We start from the raw sequence: 22928 nt of genomic DNA, 5'->3' as shown, positions 1-22928 counted from the left end.
TTCAAAATATTAGCCAAAGTTTTGTTTTTCAACTAAATATGTCGTGAGTATTTTTTCAAAATTATCGCCAACATTTACCGGAACGTACTTAATTTGGTTCTTTGCACAGGTCAATGACAATTTTTTAAAGTACTCCTCTGCCCTTTTTTCATATTCTTCTTTTACATTATCTGCAAAAATTGACACTTCTTCCCCTGTCTCTACATCTATAAACTTGCGAGGGGTATTGTCAAAGTCAAATTTAAGCTCTGTTTTATCATCGATCACATGAAACAAAACCACTTTGTGTTTATTGTGCTTCAAATGCTGCAGTGCATTAAACAGTTTTTCATCTTCTTCTGTCTGCAACATATCTGTAAACAGGATAATCATCGAGCGGCGATGTATTTTTTCAGCGATCTGATGTAAATAAGTAATCGTATCGGTGCTTTTTTTGATTTTTGGTTGCTCTAACAATTGCTCTAATTTGTTGAGCAGCATTCTATGATGGCGGTCACTTCCTTTTTCGGGAGCGTAATATTCATAGGTATCGGAGAAAACACTCAAACCAACGGCATCACGCTGTTTCTTAAGGATGTTCATCAAAACTGCTGAGGCCAAAACCGAAAAACCAATCTTCTTTTCATAAAAAGGCTGATTTGATTTTAGTTCCGGATAATGCATCGACGACGAATTATCGACAATAATATGACAACGCAAATTGGTTTCTTCTTCAAAACGTTTGGTATACAAACGGTCTGTTTTGGCAAATAATTTCCAATCGATGTGTTTGGTACTTTCTCCCGCATTATACACCTTATGTTCGGCAAATTCAGCCGAAAATCCATGAAACGGACTTTTATGCATTCCGGATATAAAACCTTCTACCACCTGATTGGCCAGCATTTCGAGATGCTGAAAACTTGAAACTTTCTCTATTTCTGATTCGATTTTCATTCGGTTTCTTTTTTAATTTTTTGAGCACGATATAAACCGTCTGTTGCCTGCAATACTTTTCTTTTAAGAATTGGACTAAACTCCGGATTCTCTTTTAAAAATCGCTGTACTTCGTCAAAAGCATACTTTGAAGAATATTTACCAATGGTATTATTCAACCAGTCCTTTGGAAAGAAAATATCTCCTGTACGTTGAATTTCGTCTGTCAAATCTAATGAAAATCTAATATACTTTTGCGCACTTTCCTGACGTAACGGATGATGTATATTAGCCAAGCCAACAGAAACCCACGATTCTTTCTCTCTGTTTTTATCGTCTTTTAAAGACTCCACAAAAACATTTCGAACGGATTCTTCTTCAGATAAAGAGGGAAGTAGAAACTCAAAACGTTTTTGCTTGTCCGGATTTGAAATTGTTGTTCTGGTTTTCTCTAAAATCTCAACGGCTTTTTCATGTTTAAATATAGCCAAATTCATAGCGATATTGGTATAATCGTCTTCGTTTAATTTCAAACCTGAAACAACCGTTTCTTTAGTCCAGATCTTATATAACTTTTCTTTCCCTGAATCTGAATAGGCAATTGAACTAAACAAATTAAACAACGTCTTTTTGATATTTCCCGGTAAATTAGCCTGCAAACGTTCGTAAACGATATCTTCCAATTGTTTTTGCTTTGCGTTTTGTTGTTTTTCGGTAAGGAATTTCCAAAAAACCGAACTGGTCTGATTGGCGATTATTTTTAGAACCAATTCATTTTGTTCGCTTTGAATTCCTTTCACAAAACAATCAAACGCTTTAACGGGTAAAGCATTTCCTGTCAAGGTATTTTCATACATATTGCTATAGGTTGAAGCTCTTGCAACCTCATCTTTTAAAGTCAAAACAGCTTCCAGATTCTTCCCGTCAAGCGGAAAAACACCATATCCAAAACCGTTGTAATTGTAAACCACACTAATCGGTTTTGGGAGTCCGGTTAACTCTTTTAAAAGAAGGCTTTTACCTTTTAGATTAACACTTACCACTTGTACCTTATCGGCATAAACCAAACCAATTTCAAAAATCTGAGGCCATACATTTGCCGATTTATCTTCTGCCTCTTGTAAAATTTCAAACTTCGAGATTCGGTTTTGGGCATCGTATTCTATTTTGTCTTTCAATAAGGGTCTTCCTGATTTATTCACCCATACCGTACTCCATTTTTGCATATCGAGTGGTGTTTCTGCATCTAGAATTTCAACCAGATTATTCCAATCCGCATTATCATTGGCGTATTTTTTAATGTATTTTTCAATTCCTTTCTGAAAAGCTACTTTCCCCATCGAAGCCTCTAATTGACGCATCATTATAGGTGCTTTGTTGTAAATAATACTTCCATAAAGAGAACCTGCATCTTTTAGATTTGCTAAGTTTTGCCTTATCGGATGTGTTCCTAATGATCGATCTTCGGCGTAAGCACTAGCATAGTGAGCTGTAAAAAACTGCAGATTGTGATTGACCTTCGGAAAAATCGGATTCATAATTTTATCTGCCATAAAATTTGCAAATACCTCTTTCATCCAGACATCATTGAACCATTTCATCGTCACCAAATCTCCAAACCACATGTGCGATGTTTCGTGAGCGATTAATTTGGCACGGTCCAGTTTCTCGCTATCGGTTGCTGTATTATCCAAAAACAAAGTCGATTCTTTGTATTGAATGGCGCCAACATGCTCCATGCCGCCATATTGAAAAACAGGAATCGAAGCGTAATCCAGCTTTTGAAATGGAAATTTACAATTCGTATATTTTTCTAAGAAATCCAACGATTGTTGGTGCAATTTAAAAATAGTATCGGTACTGGTTTGCAGTTTTTCGGGATTGTTTTCCCGATACAACATCGTCATCTGCCTATTGCCCGGTTTTTGAGTAACGCTTTTAAATTTTCCGGCAACAAATGAAAACAAGTAGGTACTCATCTTATCCGATTCCCCAAAAGTATATTTCACAAAATCACCTTGTTCTTGTTTGTCCTTTACAAAACCACCTGCCAAAACTGACCATTCTTTTGGAACGGTAAGACTCAATTTATACGTTGCTTTAAGATCAGGCTGATCAAAACACGGAAATAAGGTACTCGCTCGATCCGGAACTAATAAAGTATACAGAAAATCATCGTTGCGGTTTAAGGATAAATTCCCGGCAATAAAGGAAATTACAACTGTATTTTTACCTAAAATTAAATTTTCAGTCGGAATAACGACATGCCCTTTCTCCTGCAAAATGACACTGCTTTTTCCGTTTATTTCGATTGTTTTTAGGTTCTGCGCTTTCTCTTTAAAATCTAAATACAAAGGCTCTTTTAAAGTAGATAAGGTAAGATTCAAAACCAGATTGGAGTTGATATCCTGCTCTTTTTGATTTGGAATCTCAAATGACAATCCGTAAGACACCTCTGAAATTTGTTGTTTCCGAAAACGGGCCAATTGCTCCGAGACACCGTTGTCTAAAATAAGAGTTCCTTTTTGTTTCGTTTGTGAGCACCCAATTGCTGCGATTGTAAAACAGAGAAGAAAGCTGTAGAAAATTTTCATTTTTAAGGATATTAAGATTTGCTAAAATTAAAGAAGACTTCCTTAGCTTTTACTATAGATCCTGACTTTTTATTCGATTTAATCAAATAGAAATAGGTTGCTGTTAAAATATAACAACAACCTATTGGTAAACTTAATTTCTTATTGGAATTAAATTATTCCTTAATATTCAAAGATTCACACACTTCCGAATAGGACATTTTTGAATAATCCGGCAGTACTTTCTTTGCTGCTTTTACGCCTCCCGGAATAATAATATAACGATATTCTAAACTCTGAGGCAAAGTTAACATTACAGGCTGCCCCGGAAAAGCCTCTGCTACGGCTGCTGTAAATCGACAAGAATCAAACGTATGTCTGTATATCAAGATCTTGTTTAAATTGTAAATAGAACTTATTTGATTGGTAGCTCCTCCTGCATCACTGATATAGGGAAGATTGTAAGGACCAAGAGAACCAATACGAAAATACGTCAGGATTACACCACTTTTTAAAATGTCAGCACTAAGCTCCGGTACATTTAAATGTCTTACTCTCAAACAAGTTCCGTCAACCGTTGTATCACGGCTTACATAAGGAGAGGTCTTCCAATCGCTATAAATAACATTTGCAGAACCGGTTGCTCCGTTGGTACCATTGGTTCCGTTAGTTCCATCCTTTCCATCTGCTCCATCCGATCCGTCATCTGGTTTAGAACAAGAAGACAACATGGTTAAGATCATAATTCCCAGCATTAAAAAATTCTTTTTCATTTTTTCTGTTTTTTAAATTATTAATAATCAAACTTGTGATGTCTTTTTCAAATAAAAACAACACCAATAGGCCAACGACTTCCTTAATAGACGTCCTTGCATTCTAAAATATTCTGAATCAAAATCCCAAATCGTTACCCGCAGCCCCGGACTTGCGCCAGGCAATTTTACCGTAATTGCTTTGATGTTTCCTTTTACAGTAGGAGTAAAAACCAATCCCAACTCTTCTGATGGGTTATTCATATAATCGTATCTCTTTAATCCGACTTGAGCAACAACTGAGTTTAACGGGTTCTCCACTTCATAATTTGTGACAGTCTCTTTATTATTGTCGCTGCTGCAGGAGACACTAAAGAGAGCAGCCAATAAAACGGTGAAAAATATTTTTATAGTTTTCATAGTCATTTTAGTTTTAAATCTTAGTAAATAGCTCTTATTTAATTCAATAGCCTTAATTTTGTAAAAGTCAAAACGGGACAAACGACAGTTCCTTTTTCTAATGAATTAATTCCAAAACAAATTTGCACGATTAAAACCGACACAAAAACAGCTAATAGACGAACAACATTTTAAATAGACAGACGACTGTTTTTTAGTTATTCTTATCGTTTTTTGCATTTACTAAATTCTGTTTTATGATAAAAAAATACACCTGCATTATTATCGACGATGACGAAATAGACAGACTAACGGTTCTTTCTTATGCAAAGAAGTTCCCTGTGCTGGATATTTTAGGTGTTTTTGAATCGGCAGAAAGAGCGCTTCCTTTTATAGAAAAAGAAAAAGTTGACATCTTATTTCTGGACATCGATATGCCGGGTTTAAACGGAATCGATTTTAGAAAACAAGCCTTGGCTATTCCGGTTTGTATTTTTATAACGGCACACCCCGAGCATGCCGTAGAGAGTTTTCAGATCGAAACATTAGATTTCATCGTAAAACCTTTAAAACAGGAACGTTTCACACAAACGATAAATCGTATCGAAGAGTTTATGGAAATCAAACTCAAAGCCTCGCTTTTTGAAGCAAGTATTGGCGGTGATACCATTTATATCAAAGAAGGCCATGAACAAACCAAGGTTAAACTCCATGAAATTCTATACCTCGAAGCTCTTAAAGATTACACACTGCTGATCACAAACAAAAAGAGGCATTGTGTTTTATCGAGTATCGGAAATTTATTAAAAGAAGATCATTTTCAGTCTTTTATCCGAATCCATAGAAGTTTTGCCGTTCAGAAACAATTTATTCAAAAAATAAATGCGACCGAAATTGTACTAAACAACAACATCGCTATTCCTGTTGGAAGAAGTTACAAAGAAAATCTAAATCTGTTCTCATGAGAAAAATAGGTTTTTTGTTTTTTCTCTTATTTGCGATTGCTGCTTATCCGCAACAAGAGCCCGATTTAACCCCATACAAGTCTACAGAACAAAAACTTAAAGTCTGGCTAAAATATGCCGATACTGCTTTAGATTCAGAAAATTATTCCAAATTGTTATGGATTACAGAGAAAGGAATTGATCTCGCCAAAAACCATCCTGCTTATCTTGGTCGCTTTTACCTTTATCGGGGGATTAGTTATGAATTCAGCAACAATCAATATCAAAAAGCTTTAGCAAATTATGAACTCGCGTTACAGTATGCCAAAAGCAGCAAACAAATTAAAACCGAAACATCGGCTTTAATGCGCCTCAATTATACGTATTATGCGCTTAATGAAACAGCCAAAAACAAAGAGCTGATTCTTTACATTAAAAAAGTGCTGGATACCACAAAAAGCAATTATATGAAGGCCGTTCTCTACGGAAGTCTTGGAGAATATTATCTGAATTATTCGGAGTACGAGCCTTTTATTCAGTATCAATTAAAAGCAATCAATTATAAAAAACTTCTTGAAAAAAGCGTCGCTAATACCGAGAATATTGGGGTTTCCTATAGCCAGATTGCCAGTGCTTATGTAAAAATGAAACAGTACCATAAAGCCATTGAATACTTAAACGATGCCAAACCTTATATCAAAACTTCTCCCTATATAAGCGCTTTCTCGTGCAACTACTATATGCAATCTTTTGTTGCATTAAATAACCTTGACAGCATTAAGAAATACTACAATTTAATCCATACCTACCCATCAGTAAACGATTCCTTATTTCTTAATTTAAGTTTTGCCAACCGAAGCATGTCTGAATATTACATCGGGAATCATCAGTCAAACACCGCTTATAAATACGCTCAAAAAGCTGTTTTATTCGGTCAAAAATCAAATGATGATGAAATTCTCATGGAAGCCAACACCATAATGGGAAAAGTATGGTATGAAAAAGGCAATTATAAAAAAGCAATCGAAACGCTGACCCTGGCTTCTAAAAGCGCCCTTACTTACGACAAAGAGTCCTTTGTAACCATCAATAAAAAACTTTCTGAAAGTTATGCTGCTCTGGGGAATTGGAAAGAAGCCTACCGATACAATAAAATCTACAGCAAATACAATGACGAAATGCTGCAGGAATCAGCCAAACAAAGTATTGCCAACGCCGAAGCCCATTATCAAAACAAAACGAAAGGGCAGAAAATAAAGAATCTTTCGATTGAGAACACCATAAAAAACATTCAGATTAAAGAGTCGGAGAGACAACGTCTCTTTTTAATTGGTGGACTTAGTCTGGTTGCCATTATTGGATTGTTGTTGTTTAATCAAAGTCGGAATCGCAAAAAAACGAATCAGAAACTGCAGCTTTTAAACAAAGAACTCGACGAAGCCAATAAAATAAAAGCACGCTTTTTTGGCATTCTAAATCATGACTTAAGAAGTCCGATTTCGAATTTAATCCACTTTTTACACCTACAAAAAGAAAGTCCGGAGCTACTCGATGAAGCCACAGCTTTGCGTATGCAAAACAAAATTATTACCGGAGCCGAGAATTTATTATCGTCTATGGAGGATATATTATTGTGGAGTAAGGGACAAATGGAAAACTTTAAACCGCTGCAAAAGAAGGTTACGGTAGCGCTTTTATTCGAAGAAACACAGAAACATTTTTCGAGTGTAGAAAATGTAACATTTGTATTTGAAAATCCCGAAAATATCATCCTTGAAACCGATGAAAATTACCTCAAAACAATTATTCGGAATCTTACCGGAAATGCTATTCAGGCGCTTAATAAAACTTCGGACGGGGTAATAATCTGGAAAGCCCGCCAAGAAAACAACAGCTATTTTCTTTCTATAACCGACAATGGTTCAGGCGGAACTCGGGAAGAATTTAAGGCCTTATACGATCATTCTGAAGTAATCGGAATTAAAAATGGTTTAGGATTGCATTTGATTCGGGATCTGGCAAATGCCATTAATTGCAAAATCGAAGTGGTGACAGCCCTTGGTTCCGGAACAACTTTCACCATTCTATTTCAATAAAAAAAGGTTTGACTTTCGCCAAACCTTTGAGTATAAATTATAATCTCACGATTACAACAAAGCGTCTAAACTATCTGCATAGGTTTGTTTCGGAGCAACTCCTACTTGTTTCCCTACTACTTCACCGTTATGAAAAACCAAAACAGTTGGTATGTTACGTACACCATATTTTGCAGCAAATTCCTGGTTTGCATCTACATCTACTTTCCCAACAACTACTTTTCCTGCGTATTCGTCACTTAATTGGTCAATGATTGGACCAACCATACGACAAGGACCGCACCATGCTGCCCAAAAATCTACCATTACCGGTTTATCTGATTTCAAAACTACTTCATCAAAAGTAGCATCTGTGATTGCTAATGCCATAATAATTTCATTTAAAGTTCATCCCTTTGATAATTCTCCGGGAACATTTTCTAATTAGTTCTTTAACTTGGGTACAAATTTAGAAATTTAAAACCAATCAAGCGCCATTCGTAAATTAGTTTTCATTATAAATGCATTGTCATAAATTATACCAATAGTAAATTCTTTATTCCCACACCCTGAATTACAAGTCATTAAAAGACATCTTTTTAAAAATACTTTCCTTTTTTAATGTATCTTTAATAATTCGGAAAATTCGTTCAGATGAAAGCAACTTTACTTCAAATAAAAGATTTTTTGCAATCAGTGCATTTTAAAAAATACGCGAAACGCTTTGGCCTTTTTGTCTTAGGATGTATAACGCTCCTTCTTATTGCTTCGGGCGCTTTGTCTTTTTATTTCAATCGGAATAAACCGGAAATTATCGCTAAAATCAATGCTAAAATCAACGAAAATATCAATGGAGAATTTCATATTGGCGATTTTCAATACAAGTTTTTAACTGGTTTTCCGAACTTTACGCTGGCCTTAAAAGAAGTCGAACTCAAAGACAGACAATGGAAAACACATCGTCATACCCTATTAAAAGCAAAAGAAATTGAAGTCCGTTTGAATGTCTGGAGTTTGCTGCAACACGAAATCAACATTCGTAAAATCCTGATCAACGAAGCCGACATTTATCTCTACAAAGCTGCAAACGGTTATTCGAATTCTGATATTTTTAAACCCAAAAAGAAAAAATCATCAGAAAACAAATCTGAAACAGAAACCACAATTGGTCAAATCAACCTCAACAACGTTCATTTTATTCTGGACAATCGTGTTGGTCATAAACTTTTTGATTTTGATGTTGCGAGTTTAAAATCAAAGGTAGATTACGATGGCGACGACTGGCAAACGGATTTGTTTTTAAAGACTACTGTTAAAAGTTTAGCGTTCAATACCGTTCATGGGAGTTTTGCCAAGCAAAAAATACTTCAAGGTACTTTTGACATTTCGTACTCGTCTGAAAACCAAAAAATAAGCGTAGACACCCAAGGCTTACAAATCGGAACGGATTCTTTTGACATCATTGCTTTTTTTACGGTCGGTAAAACAAATTCGCCTTTCGGAATCAATATCGGAACTACCATTTTATGGCAAAATGCTTCGAACTTATTATCGGATAACATCAGTTCTAAGCTTAACCGATTTAATCTAAAAAAAGAAATCCAGGTCAATTGTGACATCAAAGGGGATTTTAATGATCAAGGCGACCCCAGAATTGTGGTTCAGGCCGAAGTCGCCAACAATGAACTCACTATTCCCGACGGGCTTTTTACCGATTGTAATTTCAAGGGGATTTTTACCAACAATTTCAAACCAAAAGAGGGTTTTAATGATGCCAATTCGGCTATTGTTCTGAGTCATTTCTTTGGAAAATATCAAAAAATGCCCATTAAAATTCCGCAGGTTGTCATCAATAATTTAGAAAATCCCATCGCTACAGGAAACATGAGTTCTGATTTTGATATTCAGAATATCAACGAAATGTGCAGTGACAAATGGATTAATTTTACAAGTGGTCATGCGCATGCAGGTTTGAAATTTCAATTTAATATTGTCGATTTGTACATCACCAAACCCCGATTTACCGGTGATGTCAATATCAGTAACGCTTCTTTTGATTATATCCCTAAAAAGATTCATGCTAAAGAAACTAACATTCAGCTCAACTTTACTCAGGAAGCACTGCTCATCAAACAAATTACCTACAAACATAAAAACAACAGTTTTCGCATAGACGGAAAAATCGATAATTTCCTGAATCTCTATTACGATGCTCCCGAAAAAATGGTAATCAACTGGAATATCTATTGTCCGAATATCGACGTCAAACAATTTCTGGGAATTCTAAAAAACTCTCAAGCCAAAAAAGTAGCGCAAAAACCGGTCAAAAATGTCAATTTTTCGAATCAAATGCGCTCCGTAATCGAGAAATGTGCCGTTGTTATCAACCTCAAAGCCGACAAAATCAATTACGGAAAACTGACCGCCACCAACACTTCGGCGACAATCCAGATGATTAATTCGAAGCTATCTTTAAAAAACGGTTCGTTACAAACTTCCGGCGGATCGATTGCTTTTAGCGGGTCGATTGAGCCCAGAGGAAACAATTACACCTTTCAATCTAACGCACAGGTTAATCGCGTTGATATTGCGAATTTTCTGCGTTCGTTCAACAATTTCGGAATCCGTTCTTTTAGCCCAAAAGACATTAAAGGAAAACTCAGTTCCCATGCCAATGTTACCGGTTTAATCAACGACAAAGGCGAACTCATCACCAATTCTATGACCGGAAATCTGGGCTTTACTGTCAATCAGGGTGCCTTATTGGACTTTGAACCCATTGTAAGGATTGGCAAGTTTGCGTTTCCGTTTCGCGATGTCAAAAACATTACTTTCAGCGATTTGTCCGGCAATGTAAATCTACGCGGAGAGCGAATCGACGTTCATAACTTAACCATCAGTTCGAGTGTTTTAAATTTTGATGTCGAAGGGATTTATTCCTTTGGCCGTGGCACCAATCTGGCCCTCACCATCCCTTTACGAAATTCCAAAAACGATGTCAAACTCGCCAGCAAAGCTGAGCGTGATGCGGTTCGGGAACGTGGGATTGTGTTGCATTTGATTGCGCTGGATGATGAGGGGAAGATGAAGATTAAGTGGGGGAAGAGGGGGAAGTAACGATATCTCTTCTTAAGCGAAGTTGAAGAATCACAAGCTGTTTTCAATTGTCAGGCCGCATTCTTTATTATGAACCCTACCACAAAAGTATCCTGTTTCTATCTATGCTAAGAATTTACTTTACACAAGAAGATTTATTTTAATAGGAAAACAGCAAAAAATGTAGTTAATATGATTTATATTTCCATAAAAATTATTCTCTTTATCAGCTTTACTTTTATAAATCTATTTCTATCATAAATGTCTAAAATCATAAATGTTACTTGTGCAATAATTTTAAAGAATGAAAAAATTTTAGTTGCGCAGAGAAGTACAAAAATGAAATTACCTTTAAAATGGGAATTTCCGGGTGGAAAATTAGAATTTAATGAGAGTGAAATTGATTGCATTAAAAGAGAAATTAAAGAGGAAATAAATATTGAGATTGAAATATTGCAAAAACTATCAAATAATATTCATGATTATGGCAATTTTAAAATCAATTTAATTCCTTTTTTAGCTTGTTATATTTCAGGTGATATTAAATTAGCAGAACACACAGATTATAGATTATTAGAAAGATCTGAACTATTAAACATTGATTGGGCTGAAGCAGATATACCAATCGTTGAAGAATTTTTAAAACTTGAAATATGAACCAAGGATTATATGAAGAATTAGTTACCAAACTGATAACCTATAAAATAAATGAACTAAACAAAGATACTTTCCAAATAAAAAAAGTTTCAATAGACAAAGCTGAAGCATCTCAAATATTATCACAGCATATTGGTAAAACAATAAAACATGCTTTTACACTGATAAAAGGCGAAAATATTGTTGAAACTCAAATTGAAATTGCCAACAAAATAATCTTACTTTTAAAAGAAGAATTAAAGAAAGAAGAATTTGAGGATGATTTAATTGAAACAGAAGGTAAAATATTGAAAGCTGTTTTTACAAAAGTTGATACTCATTTTACTGACTTAGATCTACACTTAAAAGAAATCACACCTTATACAAGACTTATTCATAGTGAACTCTTTACGGGAGGAAATTCAGGAACAACTTTAGAAAGTGAATTGCGTAAAGAGATATTATCTTCAGATAAAATTGATCTATTAGTTTCTTTTATAAAATGGAAAGGAATTAGAATTCTAGAGCGTGAATTAAGAGAATTCACAGAAAGAGGAGGAAAACTTAGAGTCATTACAACTACTTATATCGGTGCAACAGATTCAAAAGCCGTTGAACTTTTAGCTTCTTTAAAAAATACTGAAGTGAAAATTTCATATAATACTGGTAACGAAAGATTACATGCAAAAGCATATTTATTCCAAAGAAATTCAGGATTTCACACAGGCTATATCGGCTCCTCTAATTTTTCTCGTTCAGCGCTAACAGACGGATTAGAATGGAATTTAAAAATAACAACCAAAGAAGTTGGACATATTATTGATAAATTTAGAAAAACGTTTGAATCGTATTGGGAAAACTCAGAATTTGAATTATACGATCAAAATATTCATTCTGTAAAATTAGTTGACGCTCTAAAACAAGGAAAAATCTCGAAAGAAAATACTTTTACAACATCTTATTTCGATGTTAAACCTTATAATTATCAAAGTGAAATACTTGAAAAATTAGAAGTTGAAAGATTAGTTCATAATAGATATAAAAATCTTTTAGTTGCTGCAACTGGAACAGGAAAAACAGTTATTTCAGCATTTGATTATAAAAATTTCAGAAAGAATAACCAATCATCTAAATTACTTTTTGTCGCTCATAGAAAAGAAATTTTACAACAAGCAAAAACAGCTTTTCAAGGCATTTTAAAAGATCATAATTTTGGTGATTTATGGGTAGATGGTCTTGAACCTAGTTCTAACGAATATGTTTTTGCTTCAATTCAAACCTTGAACAACAGGCTTGAAAACATTAACCTTTCTCCTGAATATTATGATTTTATTATTATTGACGAAGTTCACCATATTGAAGCTAAAACTTATAGACCAATTATAAATTATTTCAAACCTAAAATACTATTAGGTTTGACTGCCACACCTGAAAGAATGGACGGGGCTGACATATTAAAAGATTTCTGTAATCGTATTGCTGCTGAAATTAGGCTCCCAGAGGCATTAAACAAGAACCTATTAACTCCTTTTCAGTATTTTGGAATAACCGATAGTATTGATTTAAGTAATGTCAAATGGGAGAAAGGTAAATATTTAGCAAGTGAATTGACCAGTTTATATACCAAAAACAATATTCGCGTTGGACAAATAATCGACAATCTTAAAAAGTACACAAATGACATAAATGATGTTCGAGCTATTGGTTTTTGTGTGACTATTGAGCATGCTAATTTTATGTCTGAAAAATTCAATTTGGCAGGTTTAAAAGCAGCATCTTTAACCTCCAAAAATTCTAAAGAACGAAATACGATTAGAGAAAAGTTCAAGAACAAAGAATTCAATTATTTATTTGTCGTTGATATTTTTAATGAAGGTGTAGATATTCCTGAAATTGATACCGTCTTATTTTTAAGACCAACCGAAAGCTTAACTGTTTTTCTACAACAATTAGGTCGTGGTTTAAGATTGTCTGAAGGAAAAGATTGTCTAACAGTTTTAGATTTTGTTGGAAATGCAAGACCAGAATATGATTTTGAAAATAAGTTTAGAGCCTTAATTGGAAAAACAACTACTTCTGTTCAAAAAGAAATTGAAGATGACTTCCCACATTTACCATTGGGTTGCTCAATTATTTTAGAGAAAAAAACCAAAGAAATAATTCTAGAGAATATTAGAAAAGCAACATCATTAAATGTAAATCAACTTTTAACTAAAATCGTAAATTTTAAACATCAAACTAATTTGCCTTTAACCTTAAGCAATTTTATTGAAGTTTATCATATTCCTATTGAAACAATATATAAAAAAGACAACTGGTCAAGACTATGCTATCGAGCGGGAGTAATTGATGATTTTGAAAACATAAATGAAAAGCAAATATATTCAGCAATTAAAAACAAGTGGTTTTCTACCAATTCTACTAGCTATTTCAATTTCATCTTGTTGATTGCTAAAAAAGGCTTTAACATTAAAATTGATGATTTCGACGAAAATCAAAAAACCATGCTATTAATGCTACATTATGATGTATGGCAAAGCGCTGCAGGATTCGAATCTTTAGAGAAAAGTATAATTCAAATTGGCAAAAACAAAACTCTTACTAATGAAATTATAGAAGTTTTAGAGATATTAATTGATAAAATTGGATTTAAAGAAATTGAGATTGAATTACCCTACAATCAACCACTAAAATTGCACGCTAGATATACAAGAGATCAAATACTAACAGCTTTCCGTTTAAGTACATTTAATAAAAAATCATCTAACAGAGAAGGTGCAGCAGAAAATAAAAGCTTAAATACAGAAGTCCTCTTTATTAATTTAATTAAATCCGAGGAAAATTTTTCTCCCACAACTATGTATGATGACTATGCAATAAGTGAAACATTATTTCATTGGCAATCACATAATGCTTATGGACCAGAAACGACAAAAGGAGCTTCCTATATAAAACACCTTAAAATCAATAAAAAAATATTACTTTTTATCAGAGAAAAAGGTAAAGATGAAAATGGGAATGCACTAGGATATGTATTTATCGGAGAAGGTATATTTAAAGAAACCGAAGGTTCAAAACCAATGAATATCAAATGGGAGCTAAATGAGCCTATACCAAATTATCTTTGGAAAGAATCTGCAAAAATGTCAATAGACTAATTTTAATGTTATATATCAAACAAAAAAAGCCACTTTCTCAGTGGCTTTTTTACATTGAATCATTCAACATCCAGATAAGGATCCAGAACCTCAGCTAATTTATTCAGCCAGTAGAAACTGTCGTCGAGATTTGTTTGATCCGACTCTAAGGATTCATTTTCTCGCATAACATTTAAGGTAAGCAGATAATTTACTTGACGAATTGTTTTAGCCATACTTTTAAGATCAATTGATTCATTAAAGAAATCAATTAATCTTAATTCTGTTTCTTTCGAAAGGGTGTTTGTACTCATAATTTTTACATTTAGGAAATAATAAAACTCGTATGGCTTAGATGTCCTACGCTGTAAAGAGCGTTACAGTTGTTTCCAATACCGCCACCATACCACACGAGTAATTTTTTTTTCTGAATCATAATCTTTACATTTAGGATTGTAAACATATGAAAACAAGAAAAATATATGTAATTTCCTTAACTTCTGACTTCCGCTATTTTATAACTGTCTATGACGATTCCTCGTTTCTCTTTCTGACTATAGAAAATCAAATTAGCAAAGAAGACAAAGCATAAAATATAAAACCCGCATAGCTTAGCTGTCCTACGCTGTTAAGTTGGCGTTGCAGTTGTTTCCAATACCACCAGCATACTATACAGGTAGAAGTTTTTCGAATTCAGATCCTTAAAATTTAAGATTGCTAATATACCCAAAAAAATTACGCTACTTACATGGGCTTCTTACAATTTAGTCTGATTACGGCTGCGGAACTTCGCATGTGATTCCTCCTGCGTTGGAATTGACAAACGAGGCGTAAAATCTCAAAAAAAATCTTAATGTTTTATTAACTCAATTGTTTTTTAATTGATAAAATAATAGCTTTGAGAAACAAGATTTAAACCAATCAAGTATTAAACATATAAACAATAAGTAATATGAAAATTCAAATTAACACCGACAAAAACATTGAGGGACACGAAAGATTAGAGGCTTATTTTTCTGGTGAATTAGAAAAAACACTGGCTCGTTTTGAAGACAAAATTACACGCATAGAAGTACATTTCGGAGACGAAAATGGTGAGAAATTCAGTCTGCACGACAAAAAATGTGTTATTGAAGTTCGTACCGCAAAATTGCAACCGGTTACCGTTACAGAACATGCCGAGAGTATCGAAAAAGCCTTTCAGGGTGCCTCTGCTAAAATTAAAAAATCACTTACTACTACTTTCGAAAAAATGAAAGCGTATTAATCCATATACTAACAACTAAAAAATGGCATTGTCTTACGGGATAATGCCATTTTTTAGTTTTCAGCTGTTTTTCCTGCTCTCAAAATTTATCAATCAATTAAGATAATAATAACGGTTTTCGGTATTGCATGAAGTAAATTTGCAGCCCCTAAAGAGCGTCTTTTTTACCTTACATGAATTGATTTCTGTTTTAGGTTTTTCAATAACAAATCATTTAAAAATACATCCATGAAAAAGCAACTACTCGTATTACTAACAGCAATTTTTATTGGCTTTGGTGTAAATGCGCAAGTAAAAACAACCGAAACAACGGTACTGGTTCTGATTCATTCTCAAAACGGAGGAACCTATAAAATGGCAAAAGCAATCGCCGAAGGAATTCAGGATTATCCGAACTCAAAAGCAATACTTAAAAGAGTTCCCTCGATAAATTCAAAAGAAAAATTAAACGCTGATGTAGAAAAACTACCTGTTGCAACGATAGAAGAATTAGTCAATTATGATGGAATCGCTTTTGGAAGCCCCGTTCATTTTGCTAACATCAGTGCAGAGATGAATTCTTTTTTCAGCCAGAGTATCCCACTTTGGACATCAAGAGCATTAGAAGGAAAACCGGCAACCGTATTTATGTCCGCAGGATCGGGAGCAGGAAAAGAAGCCGCCATTTTATCTTTTTGGAATATTCTGGCCTCACACGGGATGATTATTGTACCAACAGGAATTATGGGAACTGCAACTTTAGACAAAACCGTTCCACAAGGAAATACGCCTTTCGGAGCTACGTCATTGGCAGGATCAACCGGAACAAGACCTTCTCCAAGTGAATTGAATCTGGCGAAGGAACAAGGAAAAGCTTTGGCCAGAGCTGCTTCAGGATTGAAAAATACCGAAAGCGCTAAAATTCTAAAAACAACTTCGGTAGAATCTAAAGTTGGTTTTGACATCAATAAAACGTTAAAAGACAATAACATCACACTTCCGGAGGCTCCAAAACCGGTTGGGAATTATGTGCCGTTTACCATTTCAGATCATAAAGTTTACATCAATCAAGTAGCCTTAAAAGACGGTAAAATTCTAAATCCCGGTAAAATTGGCGCAACCGTTACGGATGAACAAGCCAAGGAAGCTACTTATCAAACGATGCTAAATGTAATTGCGGTGCTAAAAGAAGCTTGTGGTGGTGATTTAAACAAAGTAAAACAATGTGTACAACTAACGGGTTATTTTAACACTACTCCGGAATATACACAACATGCGGCTATCATGAATTCGGCTTCGAATCTTACTGCTTTGGTTTTTGGAGAGAAAGGTAAACATGCCAGAGCTACAATTGGTGCTTTTTCTTTACCAATCAATTCGGCTGTGGAGATTCAGGCGGTTTTTGAAATCGAGTAAAGGACTGGAAATTCCAAATTTTTAAATTCCAAATTCCAAACTTTTGGAGATGTAGAGGCGTAAAGGTGCAGAGGAACAAAGGTTAAAAAACTGACAACTCCTTTGTGTTAAAACCAGTTTTAAAAAATACGAATCCTCTTCCTGATAAAATTTCTATTTTATACTATTGTCACCCTGAGCGAAGTCGAAGACTCGTTAAGTTAAAAAGGGGCTTCGACTTCGCTCAGCCTGACATTTGGAGGGGGAGAGAGGGAACTTTGCGATTTTGCGACTGCGAGAACCCAAAAGCAAGAAGGTTTAAAAACCTATGACAAAATAAAAAACCCGAATACAAACTTCTGTATTCGGGTTTCTATTTATATGAAATAATGTTTTACGATTTTGGTAAAGGCGCACCAACAGCAACATCACAACGATGTCCGGGTTGACCGTGTGCGGGATTCATTCCTTCGGCTACTTTTGTTTCGGTTTCAGTACTTAATAAGGCTGGAACTGCATTGTTTGCGGCTGGTGGTGTTACCGTAAATTTCTGTGTAGAAGTTCCGCTTTGTGAAGGGGTTCCTGCTTGCGAAGTGGCCACTGGTTTAGTACCTACCGGAGAGTTCAACGGTGATCCGACCGGAATATCGCATCTGTGTCCGGGTTGTCCGTGTGATGGATTCATTCCTTTTGCTACTTTTACAGGAGCAGCAGCCGTTGTTGTCGTTGTAACTACGGGTTGATTCGGTTTTACTTGTACGGTTTGTACCGGTTGCCCTGCAGTTGTTTGCTGCGTTTGCTGTGCTTGTGTCGGAGCTGAATTTAAAGGTGCTCCAACGGCAATATCGCAACGATGTCCGGGTTTTCCGTGTGCCGGATTTATCCCTCCTGTTGCATTCATAACCGTATTTTGATTGGCAACGGGTGCCTGAACTACCGGATTGACTTTCGTCGTATCTTTCATCAATCCTAATTTTATCAATTCTGATGTTGGAGTATTCTCCTGTGGTTCCAGTTCTTTTTTACAAGACACTAAAACTAGAGAAGAGATAACCAGGGAACTTATAAAGATTTTCGGGTTCATAACAGTGGTATTTTAAAGTAATCAAATATACTGGTTTTTGATTGATTTCTAATTTGTATTTTATTAAAAAAATTGAAACCATATAAGCGATGTAAGTGCATATTATAGTATGTAAAATCTTTGTCTTGATTTAACCGCAAGGTGCGCAAAGGTCTACGCAAGGTGCGCAAAGTTTTTTTTACAAAGCTTTGCGGACTTAGCGTTTAAATAAACACAGCAATAAAAATTCTTTGCGCACCTTGCGGTTAACCCTCAACACAGAGCCACAAAGTTTATATGAACTTATATCACTTATATGGTTTAAAAAAACTTTCACTATATTTCTTAACTCTAAAACCAAATAATCTCACTCATGAAAAAAGCACTGTTACTCCTACTCTTCATCACCACTTTTACGAATGCCCAAAATGCCGAAAAAGACAAAATCAATCAAATACTAAACAGTTGGCACAAAGCAGCTGCCGATGTAAAATTTGATGCATATTTTGATTTAATGGCCGAAGATGCCATTTTTATTGGTACAGACGCCACCGAAAATTGGGTAAAACCAGACTTTAAAACATGGGCAAAACCCTTCTTCGACAAAGGAACAACTTGGAATTTCACCACCTTAGAACGTCATATCTTTTTTGACAAATCCGGAAAAACAGCTTGGTTTGATGAATTACTAAATACCCAAATGAAAATTTGCCGCGGATCGGGTGTTTTGGTAAAAGTTGGGAAAGAATGGAAAATTCAACATTATGTTTTATCCATGACTGTTCCGAATGACGAAGTTGATGCTGCTATTAAAATAAAAGCTCCAATTGAAGACGTATTAATCGCAAAACTTCAGAAAAAATAAACATTTCTTCGTTTTCTTATTACAATTATAACTTTTCGGACCTGTTACAGAAGTAATCTCTCCTTTACTTGTAACACATTTATCAATTAGGGCTCTTTTTTTGATAGTCAAAATAGAATACTATCAAAAAAACGAGCCTTGTTTTGAAAAATTAACTAAAATTAGACAATTACCCCTGTTTTTCAAGCCATTAAATCCTGAATATTTATTTTTTCATAACTTTAACCCTAAAAAAAATAGGGTTCACACAAAGTATTTGAAAAATGAAAATAGAAAAACGCTGGATCATTTCCTTTATTATTATCAGTATTGTTTGTATTACAGGAGCCTTTTGGCCCACTGTTACAGAAAACAATTATGTATTGTCTGAATTTGGCACCACCGATCATATCGTTACTGCCGATGTTGCCTGGATGTTGACATCCTGTTGTCTGGTTTTGATTATGACTCCGGGATTGTCTTTCTTTTATGGTGGAATGGTTGGCAAGAAAAACGTTATTTCGACTATGCTGCAGAGTTTTATCTGTTTGGGTGTTGTAACACTTTTATGGGTAACAGTAGGTTTCAGTCTGGCTTTTGGTGATCCTGTCGGTTTTGGCTCAGGAGACCATTTTTACAGTTTCTTTGGCAATCCGACCACTTTTGCTTTTATGGATTATGTGGGTGTTCTTCCGCATAAAAAACTGGCCAGTACGATTCCGTTTATGTTATTTGCTTTGTTTCAAATGAAGTTTGCCATAATTGCTCCGGCGATTATTACGGGTTCATTTGCAGAACGCGTTCGTTTTATTTCGTATTTAATTTTTATCAGCTTATTTACTATTTTCATATACGCCCCATTATGCCACGTGGTTTGGTATCCGACCGGTATTTTGGGAAGTTATTTTGGTGTGAAAGATTTCGCCGGAGGAACTGTAGTACACATGAGTTCGGGTTTTGCAGCACTGGCCGGAGTTTTGGTTTTGGGAAAAAGAAAAAACAGTCTGCACATCCCCACTAATATTCCTTTCGTATTATTAGGAACGGGTATGTTGTGGTTTGGCTGGTTCGGATTCAACGCCGGTTCTGCACTTGCTGCCAACGGAACGGCCGCAATGGCATTTGCGACCACCACTACCGCATCGGCAGCGGCAATGTTAACCTGGGTTTTCTTTGACAGAATGAACGGCAGGAAAGTTTCGGCTTTGGGAGCTTGTATCGGAGCGGTTGTCGGATTGGTTTCTATAACGCCCGCTGCGGGTTATGTTTCGGTTCCTGAGAGTATGTTTTTTGGATTTATTACGGCTTTGGTCTCCAATTCTGTAGTTAATTGTAGTCTTTCCAGAAGATTTGATGATACGCTTGATGTTTTTGCCTGCCATGGTGTTGGCGGAATTATGGGAATGATTCTGACTGCTATCTTTGCTCATGGCGAAAATGCCAGTTTATTACATGGTGGTTGGAATGTCTTTGGGCATCACATGATGGCATTGGTTTTGGTTTCGATCTTTACTTTCTTCGGGGCGTATTTCCTGTTCAAAGTAACCAATTTCATTATTCCGTTGCGTGTTTCTGAAGAAAACGAACATATTGGTTTGGACTTATCACAACATGACGAAACACTCGATCCAAAATTATTAGCGGTCGCGGAAGTAGAATATCATTAAAAAAACTAACACGAATCACACTGATTTTCACTAATTTCTTTGCCCTTAAACTTTATGCGATAAAATTAATTCTTGTAATTAATTTAAGTTGCGAGTTGTTTTATGTTTGAAATTAGACCGCCTATACCTCATTTTTGAATTATAACAACGTAAATTTCTAGTAAAAATTAAAATATTTTCAAAAGTATCATTTTTAATAGCCTCCTGCTTCAGCTGGAGGATTTTAAGTAGTTCAAGATTTAATGGCTTTAGCCGAATTATACCACGGTTCTTTCGGCTAAAGCCAATTATTCACCTCTCAATCATATACCTCCAGCTGAAGCAGGAGGCAAATCAATCTTTTTGTGTTTTCGTCAAATAGGATTAACTAGCTACTTGAATTAATTAGTGGCGAAAAAACTAAAAACAGATTAAAAACAGGCCACAGATTAAGGGATTAAACTGATTTTTCATTTCGAATACTTTATTAAAACAAGAAAATCACTTTAATCTTCTAATCTGTGGCAAAAAAATCAATCCTACTAATCGTTTTTAAACCGTTACAGGTAATTCATTCGTTTATATTCCTTAATTTTGCTGAAAATTTTTGTAAAAGTGGGAAGTAAAAATAAACTAAAAAGATTCAGAGAAAACGAAACATTTCAAAACGTTTTTCAACCAACCAGAGAAGAAGTTGTAGGCAATTTAATGCCCCTAAGAGGAAAATGGAATTCTGATTTCTTTAAAAATGACAATCCATTAGTTTTAGAATTAGGATGCGGAAAGGGTGAATATTCTGTTGGATTAGCAGAAAAATATCCCAACAAAAATTTTGTCGGAATTGATATCAAAGGGGCTCGTTTCTGGAGAGGTGCTAAAACTGCTGTAGATACCGGTTTGCATAATGTTGCTTTTGTTAGAACTCAAATCGAATTGATCAATCATATTTTTGCTGATAATGAAGTAGATGAAATCTGGATTACTTTTCCGGATCCGCAAATCAAATACAAAAGAACGAAACACAGAATGACAAACTCTGAGTTTTTGCAATTGTATAAAAAAATCCTTAAAAAAGACGGTGTTGTAAACCTTAAAACCGACAGTGAATTTATGCACGGGTATACCCTTGGATTATTACACGGTGAGGGACACGAGGTTCTATATGCGAATCACAATGTATACAAAAACGAAGGAAGTCCGGAAGAAGTTACTGCTTTTCAAACTTTCTATGAAAAACAATATTTAGAAATTAATAAGGCAATTACGTATATTCGTTTTAAAATTAAAGACTAATTTAATTTTAAAATCAACTTTTTATAACCCATCAATCAACTGAATGGCATTACTTACTCCTTTAATTTCTGGTTTCATAGCTGCTTTCATTGGAATTATTCCGCCCGGATTAATCAACATGACAGCCGCTAAAATAAATCTAAAAGAAGGAAAAAAGAATGCTTTATGGTTTACTGTCGGGGCCGTACTGGTTATTTTATTTCAGGTTTCGCTGGCTGTTTTGTTTGCGCGCGTAATTGATAACCGTCCGGATGTTGTGACTTTATTACGTGAAGTTGGTTTTGGTATTTTTTCTATACTAACGATTTATTTTCTGTTTATAGCAAAAGAACCTAAAGCCAAAAAATCAAAAATTAAAAAGAGCAGCAAAAGAAGCCGCTTCTTTTTAGGCATGCTTCTTTCGGGTTTAAATTTCTTTCCGATTCCTTATTATGTGGTTGTGAGCGTCACTTTGGCCTCTTACCACCTTTTTGCCTTCGAAAACAACATTATCTTTACGTTTGTTTTAGGTTCTGTTTTGGGTTCCTTTATGGCTTTATACAGCTATATTGCTTTCTTCGGGAGAATCGAAAAGAAAACAGATTATATGATGCGAAACATGAATACCATCATTGGGAGTATCACCGGACTGATCTCTATTGCCACGCTTTTTAATATTCTAAATTACTATTTTAGTTAAAAAATACAGGCCACAGATTAAAGGATTAAAATGATTAATGATCTCTAGTGCAAAAAAAAGTTGCCACGAATTGCACTAATTACACTAATTAATTCGTTTAATTCGCGGCGAAAAAATAAGAATGATTAATAGCTGTAGTGCAAAAAAAGCTAACACGAATTGCACTAATTACACTAATTAATTCGTTTAATTCGCGGCGAAAAGATAAGAATAATCAAAACTTAATTAAGCTAAC

18 protein-coding genes are annotated in these 22928 nt (G+C 34.9%); 11 read left to right on the top strand and 7 right to left on the bottom strand.

The window, feature by feature from the left end; translation table 11 throughout:
* Positions 1-9 precede the first annotated feature (9 nt).
* The 4 genes from LNP23_RS06565 to LNP23_RS06550 all read right to left on the bottom strand — a co-directional run bounded on the left by LNP23_RS06565 (position 10) and on the right by LNP23_RS06550 (position 4660).
* On the bottom strand, positions 10-936 hold the full coding sequence (locus LNP23_RS06565) for a DUF58 domain-containing protein (protein WP_047777708.1): 927 nt from the start codon (positions 934-936) through the stop codon (positions 10-12).
* Positions 933-3509 (bottom strand): M1 family metallopeptidase, encoded by a 2577-nt coding sequence (locus tag LNP23_RS06560; RefSeq protein ID WP_230004331.1) that lies wholly within the window; start codon positions 3507-3509, stop codon positions 933-935. Before LNP23_RS06560 ends, LNP23_RS06565 begins: the two co-directional genes overlap by 4 nt.
* A 155-nt stretch (positions 3510-3664) precedes the next feature.
* Positions 3665-4261, bottom strand: coding sequence for a hypothetical protein (locus tag LNP23_RS06555; RefSeq protein WP_230004330.1), 597 nt, complete (start codon positions 4259-4261; stop codon positions 3665-3667).
* Positions 4262-4288: 27 nt separating this feature from the next.
* Positions 4289-4660 carry a DUF4082 domain-containing protein gene (locus LNP23_RS06550; RefSeq protein ID WP_230004329.1) on the bottom strand — a complete coding sequence of 124 codons (372 nt, stop codon included), beginning with the start codon at positions 4658-4660 and terminating at the stop codon, positions 4289-4291.
* A 236-nt stretch (positions 4661-4896) separates the two neighbouring features.
* On the opposite strand from LNP23_RS06550, the gene LNP23_RS06545 reads away from it, so the two are divergent.
* Positions 4897-5604, top strand: coding sequence for a LytR/AlgR family response regulator transcription factor (locus LNP23_RS06545; RefSeq protein ID WP_230004328.1), 708 nt, complete (start codon positions 4897-4899; stop codon positions 5602-5604).
* On the top strand, positions 5601-7679 hold the full coding sequence (locus LNP23_RS06540) for an ATP-binding protein (protein WP_230004327.1): 2079 nt from the start codon (positions 5601-5603) through the stop codon (positions 7677-7679). Before LNP23_RS06545 ends, LNP23_RS06540 begins: the two co-directional genes overlap by 4 nt.
* Positions 7680-7730: 51 nt before the next feature.
* On the opposite strand, the gene trxA is transcribed toward LNP23_RS06540, so the two are convergent.
* Positions 7731-8048 (bottom strand): thioredoxin, encoded by a 318-nt coding sequence (gene trxA, locus LNP23_RS06535; RefSeq protein WP_012023423.1) that lies wholly within the window; start codon positions 8046-8048, stop codon positions 7731-7733.
* A 264-nt stretch (positions 8049-8312) separates the two neighbouring features.
* Between trxA and LNP23_RS06530 the strand changes: the two genes are divergently transcribed.
* From LNP23_RS06530 to LNP23_RS06520, 3 genes are all read left to right on the top strand, one after another.
* Positions 8313-10775 carry an AsmA family protein gene (locus LNP23_RS06530; protein ID WP_230004326.1) on the top strand — a complete coding sequence of 821 codons (2463 nt, stop codon included), beginning with the start codon at positions 8313-8315 and terminating at the stop codon, positions 10773-10775.
* Positions 10776-11015: 240 nt separating this feature from the next.
* On the top strand, positions 11016-11411 hold the full coding sequence (locus LNP23_RS06525) for a (deoxy)nucleoside triphosphate pyrophosphohydrolase (RefSeq protein WP_230004325.1): 396 nt from the start codon (positions 11016-11018) through the stop codon (positions 11409-11411).
* Complete coding sequence (locus LNP23_RS06520; protein ID WP_230004324.1) at positions 11408-14548, top strand: DUF3427 domain-containing protein; 3141 nt, start codon at positions 11408-11410, stop codon at positions 14546-14548. The genes LNP23_RS06525 and LNP23_RS06520 overlap by 4 nt, the downstream gene beginning before the upstream one ends.
* A gap of 59 nt (positions 14549-14607) precedes the next feature.
* Here LNP23_RS06520 and LNP23_RS06515 read toward each other — a convergent pair whose 3' ends face one another.
* Positions 14608-14841, bottom strand: coding sequence for a hypothetical protein (locus LNP23_RS06515; protein ID WP_230004323.1), 234 nt, complete (start codon positions 14839-14841; stop codon positions 14608-14610).
* 638 nt (positions 14842-15479) lie between these two features.
* On the opposite strand from LNP23_RS06515, the gene LNP23_RS06510 reads away from it, so the two are divergent.
* Positions 15480-15794 (top strand): HPF/RaiA family ribosome-associated protein, encoded by a 315-nt coding sequence (locus tag LNP23_RS06510; protein WP_047777697.1) that lies wholly within the window; start codon positions 15480-15482, stop codon positions 15792-15794.
* A gap of 228 nt (positions 15795-16022) precedes the next feature.
* Complete coding sequence (gene wrbA / locus LNP23_RS06505) at positions 16023-17189, top strand: NAD(P)H:quinone oxidoreductase (RefSeq protein ID WP_230004322.1); 1167 nt, start codon at positions 16023-16025, stop codon at positions 17187-17189.
* Between the two features lie 373 nt (positions 17190-17562).
* On the opposite strand, the gene LNP23_RS06500 is transcribed toward wrbA, so the two are convergent.
* Positions 17563-18252, bottom strand: a complete 690-nt coding sequence (locus LNP23_RS06500; RefSeq protein ID WP_230004321.1) for a hypothetical protein — start codon at positions 18250-18252, stop codon at positions 17563-17565.
* A gap of 352 nt (positions 18253-18604) precedes the next feature.
* On the opposite strand from LNP23_RS06500, the gene LNP23_RS06495 reads away from it, so the two are divergent.
* The 4 genes from LNP23_RS06495 to LNP23_RS06480 all read left to right on the top strand — a co-directional run bounded on the left by LNP23_RS06495 (position 18605) and on the right by LNP23_RS06480 (position 22693).
* The gene (locus LNP23_RS06495; protein WP_230004320.1) at positions 18605-19096 is read left to right on the top strand and encodes a nuclear transport factor 2 family protein; all 492 of its coding nucleotides are present in this window, start codon (positions 18605-18607) and stop codon (positions 19094-19096) included.
* A gap of 263 nt (positions 19097-19359) precedes the next feature.
* The gene (locus LNP23_RS06490) at positions 19360-20742 is read left to right on the top strand and encodes an ammonium transporter (protein WP_230004319.1); all 1383 of its coding nucleotides are present in this window, start codon (positions 19360-19362) and stop codon (positions 20740-20742) included.
* Between the two features lie 594 nt (positions 20743-21336).
* Positions 21337-22014, top strand: coding sequence for a tRNA (guanosine(46)-N7)-methyltransferase TrmB (gene trmB, locus LNP23_RS06485; RefSeq protein WP_230004318.1), 678 nt, complete (start codon positions 21337-21339; stop codon positions 22012-22014).
* A 43-nt stretch (positions 22015-22057) separates the two neighbouring features.
* Entirely contained in the window at positions 22058-22693 is a 636-nt protein-coding gene (locus LNP23_RS06480; RefSeq protein ID WP_047777688.1) for a LysE family transporter, read from the top strand.
* The last annotated feature ends 235 nt before the right edge of the window (positions 22694-22928 follow it).

The organism is Flavobacterium cupriresistens (assembly GCF_020911925.1).
GTDB lineage: Bacteria > Bacteroidota > Bacteroidia > Flavobacteriales > Flavobacteriaceae > Flavobacterium > Flavobacterium cupriresistens.
The sequence above is the reverse complement of the archived record's forward strand: the minus strand, read 5'-3'. Positions and strand labels throughout refer to the sequence as shown.

Excerpts from the sequence above, each read along its gene's own strand:
- LNP23_RS06565 (WP_047777708.1), bottom strand. The coding sequence starts at position 936 with ATGAAAATCGAATCAGAAATAGAGAAAGTTTCAAGTTTTCAGCATCTC.
- LNP23_RS06560 (WP_230004331.1), bottom strand. The coding sequence starts at position 3,509 with ATGAAAATTTTCTACAGCTTTCTTCTCTGTTTTACAATCGCAGCAATT.
- LNP23_RS06555 (WP_230004330.1), bottom strand. The coding sequence starts at position 4,261 with ATGAAAAAGAATTTTTTAATGCTGGGAATTATGATCTTAACCATGTTG.
- LNP23_RS06550 (WP_230004329.1), bottom strand. The coding sequence starts at position 4,660 with ATGAAAACTATAAAAATATTTTTCACCGTTTTATTGGCTGCTCTCTTT.
- LNP23_RS06545 (WP_230004328.1), top strand. The coding sequence starts at position 4,897 with ATGATAAAAAAATACACCTGCATTATTATCGACGATGACGAAATAGAC.
- LNP23_RS06540 (WP_230004327.1), top strand. The coding sequence starts at position 5,601 with ATGAGAAAAATAGGTTTTTTGTTTTTTCTCTTATTTGCGATTGCTGCT.
- trxA (WP_012023423.1), bottom strand. The coding sequence starts at position 8,048 with ATGGCATTAGCAATCACAGATGCTACTTTTGATGAAGTAGTTTTGAAA.
- LNP23_RS06530 (WP_230004326.1), top strand. The coding sequence starts at position 8,313 with ATGAAAGCAACTTTACTTCAAATAAAAGATTTTTTGCAATCAGTGCAT.
- LNP23_RS06525 (WP_230004325.1), top strand. The coding sequence starts at position 11,016 with ATGTCTAAAATCATAAATGTTACTTGTGCAATAATTTTAAAGAATGAA.
- LNP23_RS06520 (WP_230004324.1), top strand. The coding sequence starts at position 11,408 with ATGAACCAAGGATTATATGAAGAATTAGTTACCAAACTGATAACCTAT.
- LNP23_RS06515 (WP_230004323.1), bottom strand. The coding sequence starts at position 14,841 with ATGAGTACAAACACCCTTTCGAAAGAAACAGAATTAAGATTAATTGAT.
- LNP23_RS06510 (WP_047777697.1), top strand. The coding sequence starts at position 15,480 with ATGAAAATTCAAATTAACACCGACAAAAACATTGAGGGACACGAAAGA.
- wrbA (WP_230004322.1), top strand. The coding sequence starts at position 16,023 with ATGAAAAAGCAACTACTCGTATTACTAACAGCAATTTTTATTGGCTTT.
- LNP23_RS06500 (WP_230004321.1), bottom strand. The coding sequence starts at position 18,252 with ATGAACCCGAAAATCTTTATAAGTTCCCTGGTTATCTCTTCTCTAGTT.
- LNP23_RS06495 (WP_230004320.1), top strand. The coding sequence starts at position 18,605 with ATGAAAAAAGCACTGTTACTCCTACTCTTCATCACCACTTTTACGAAT.
- LNP23_RS06490 (WP_230004319.1), top strand. The coding sequence starts at position 19,360 with ATGAAAATAGAAAAACGCTGGATCATTTCCTTTATTATTATCAGTATT.
- LNP23_RS06480 (WP_047777688.1), top strand. The coding sequence starts at position 22,058 with ATGGCATTACTTACTCCTTTAATTTCTGGTTTCATAGCTGCTTTCATT.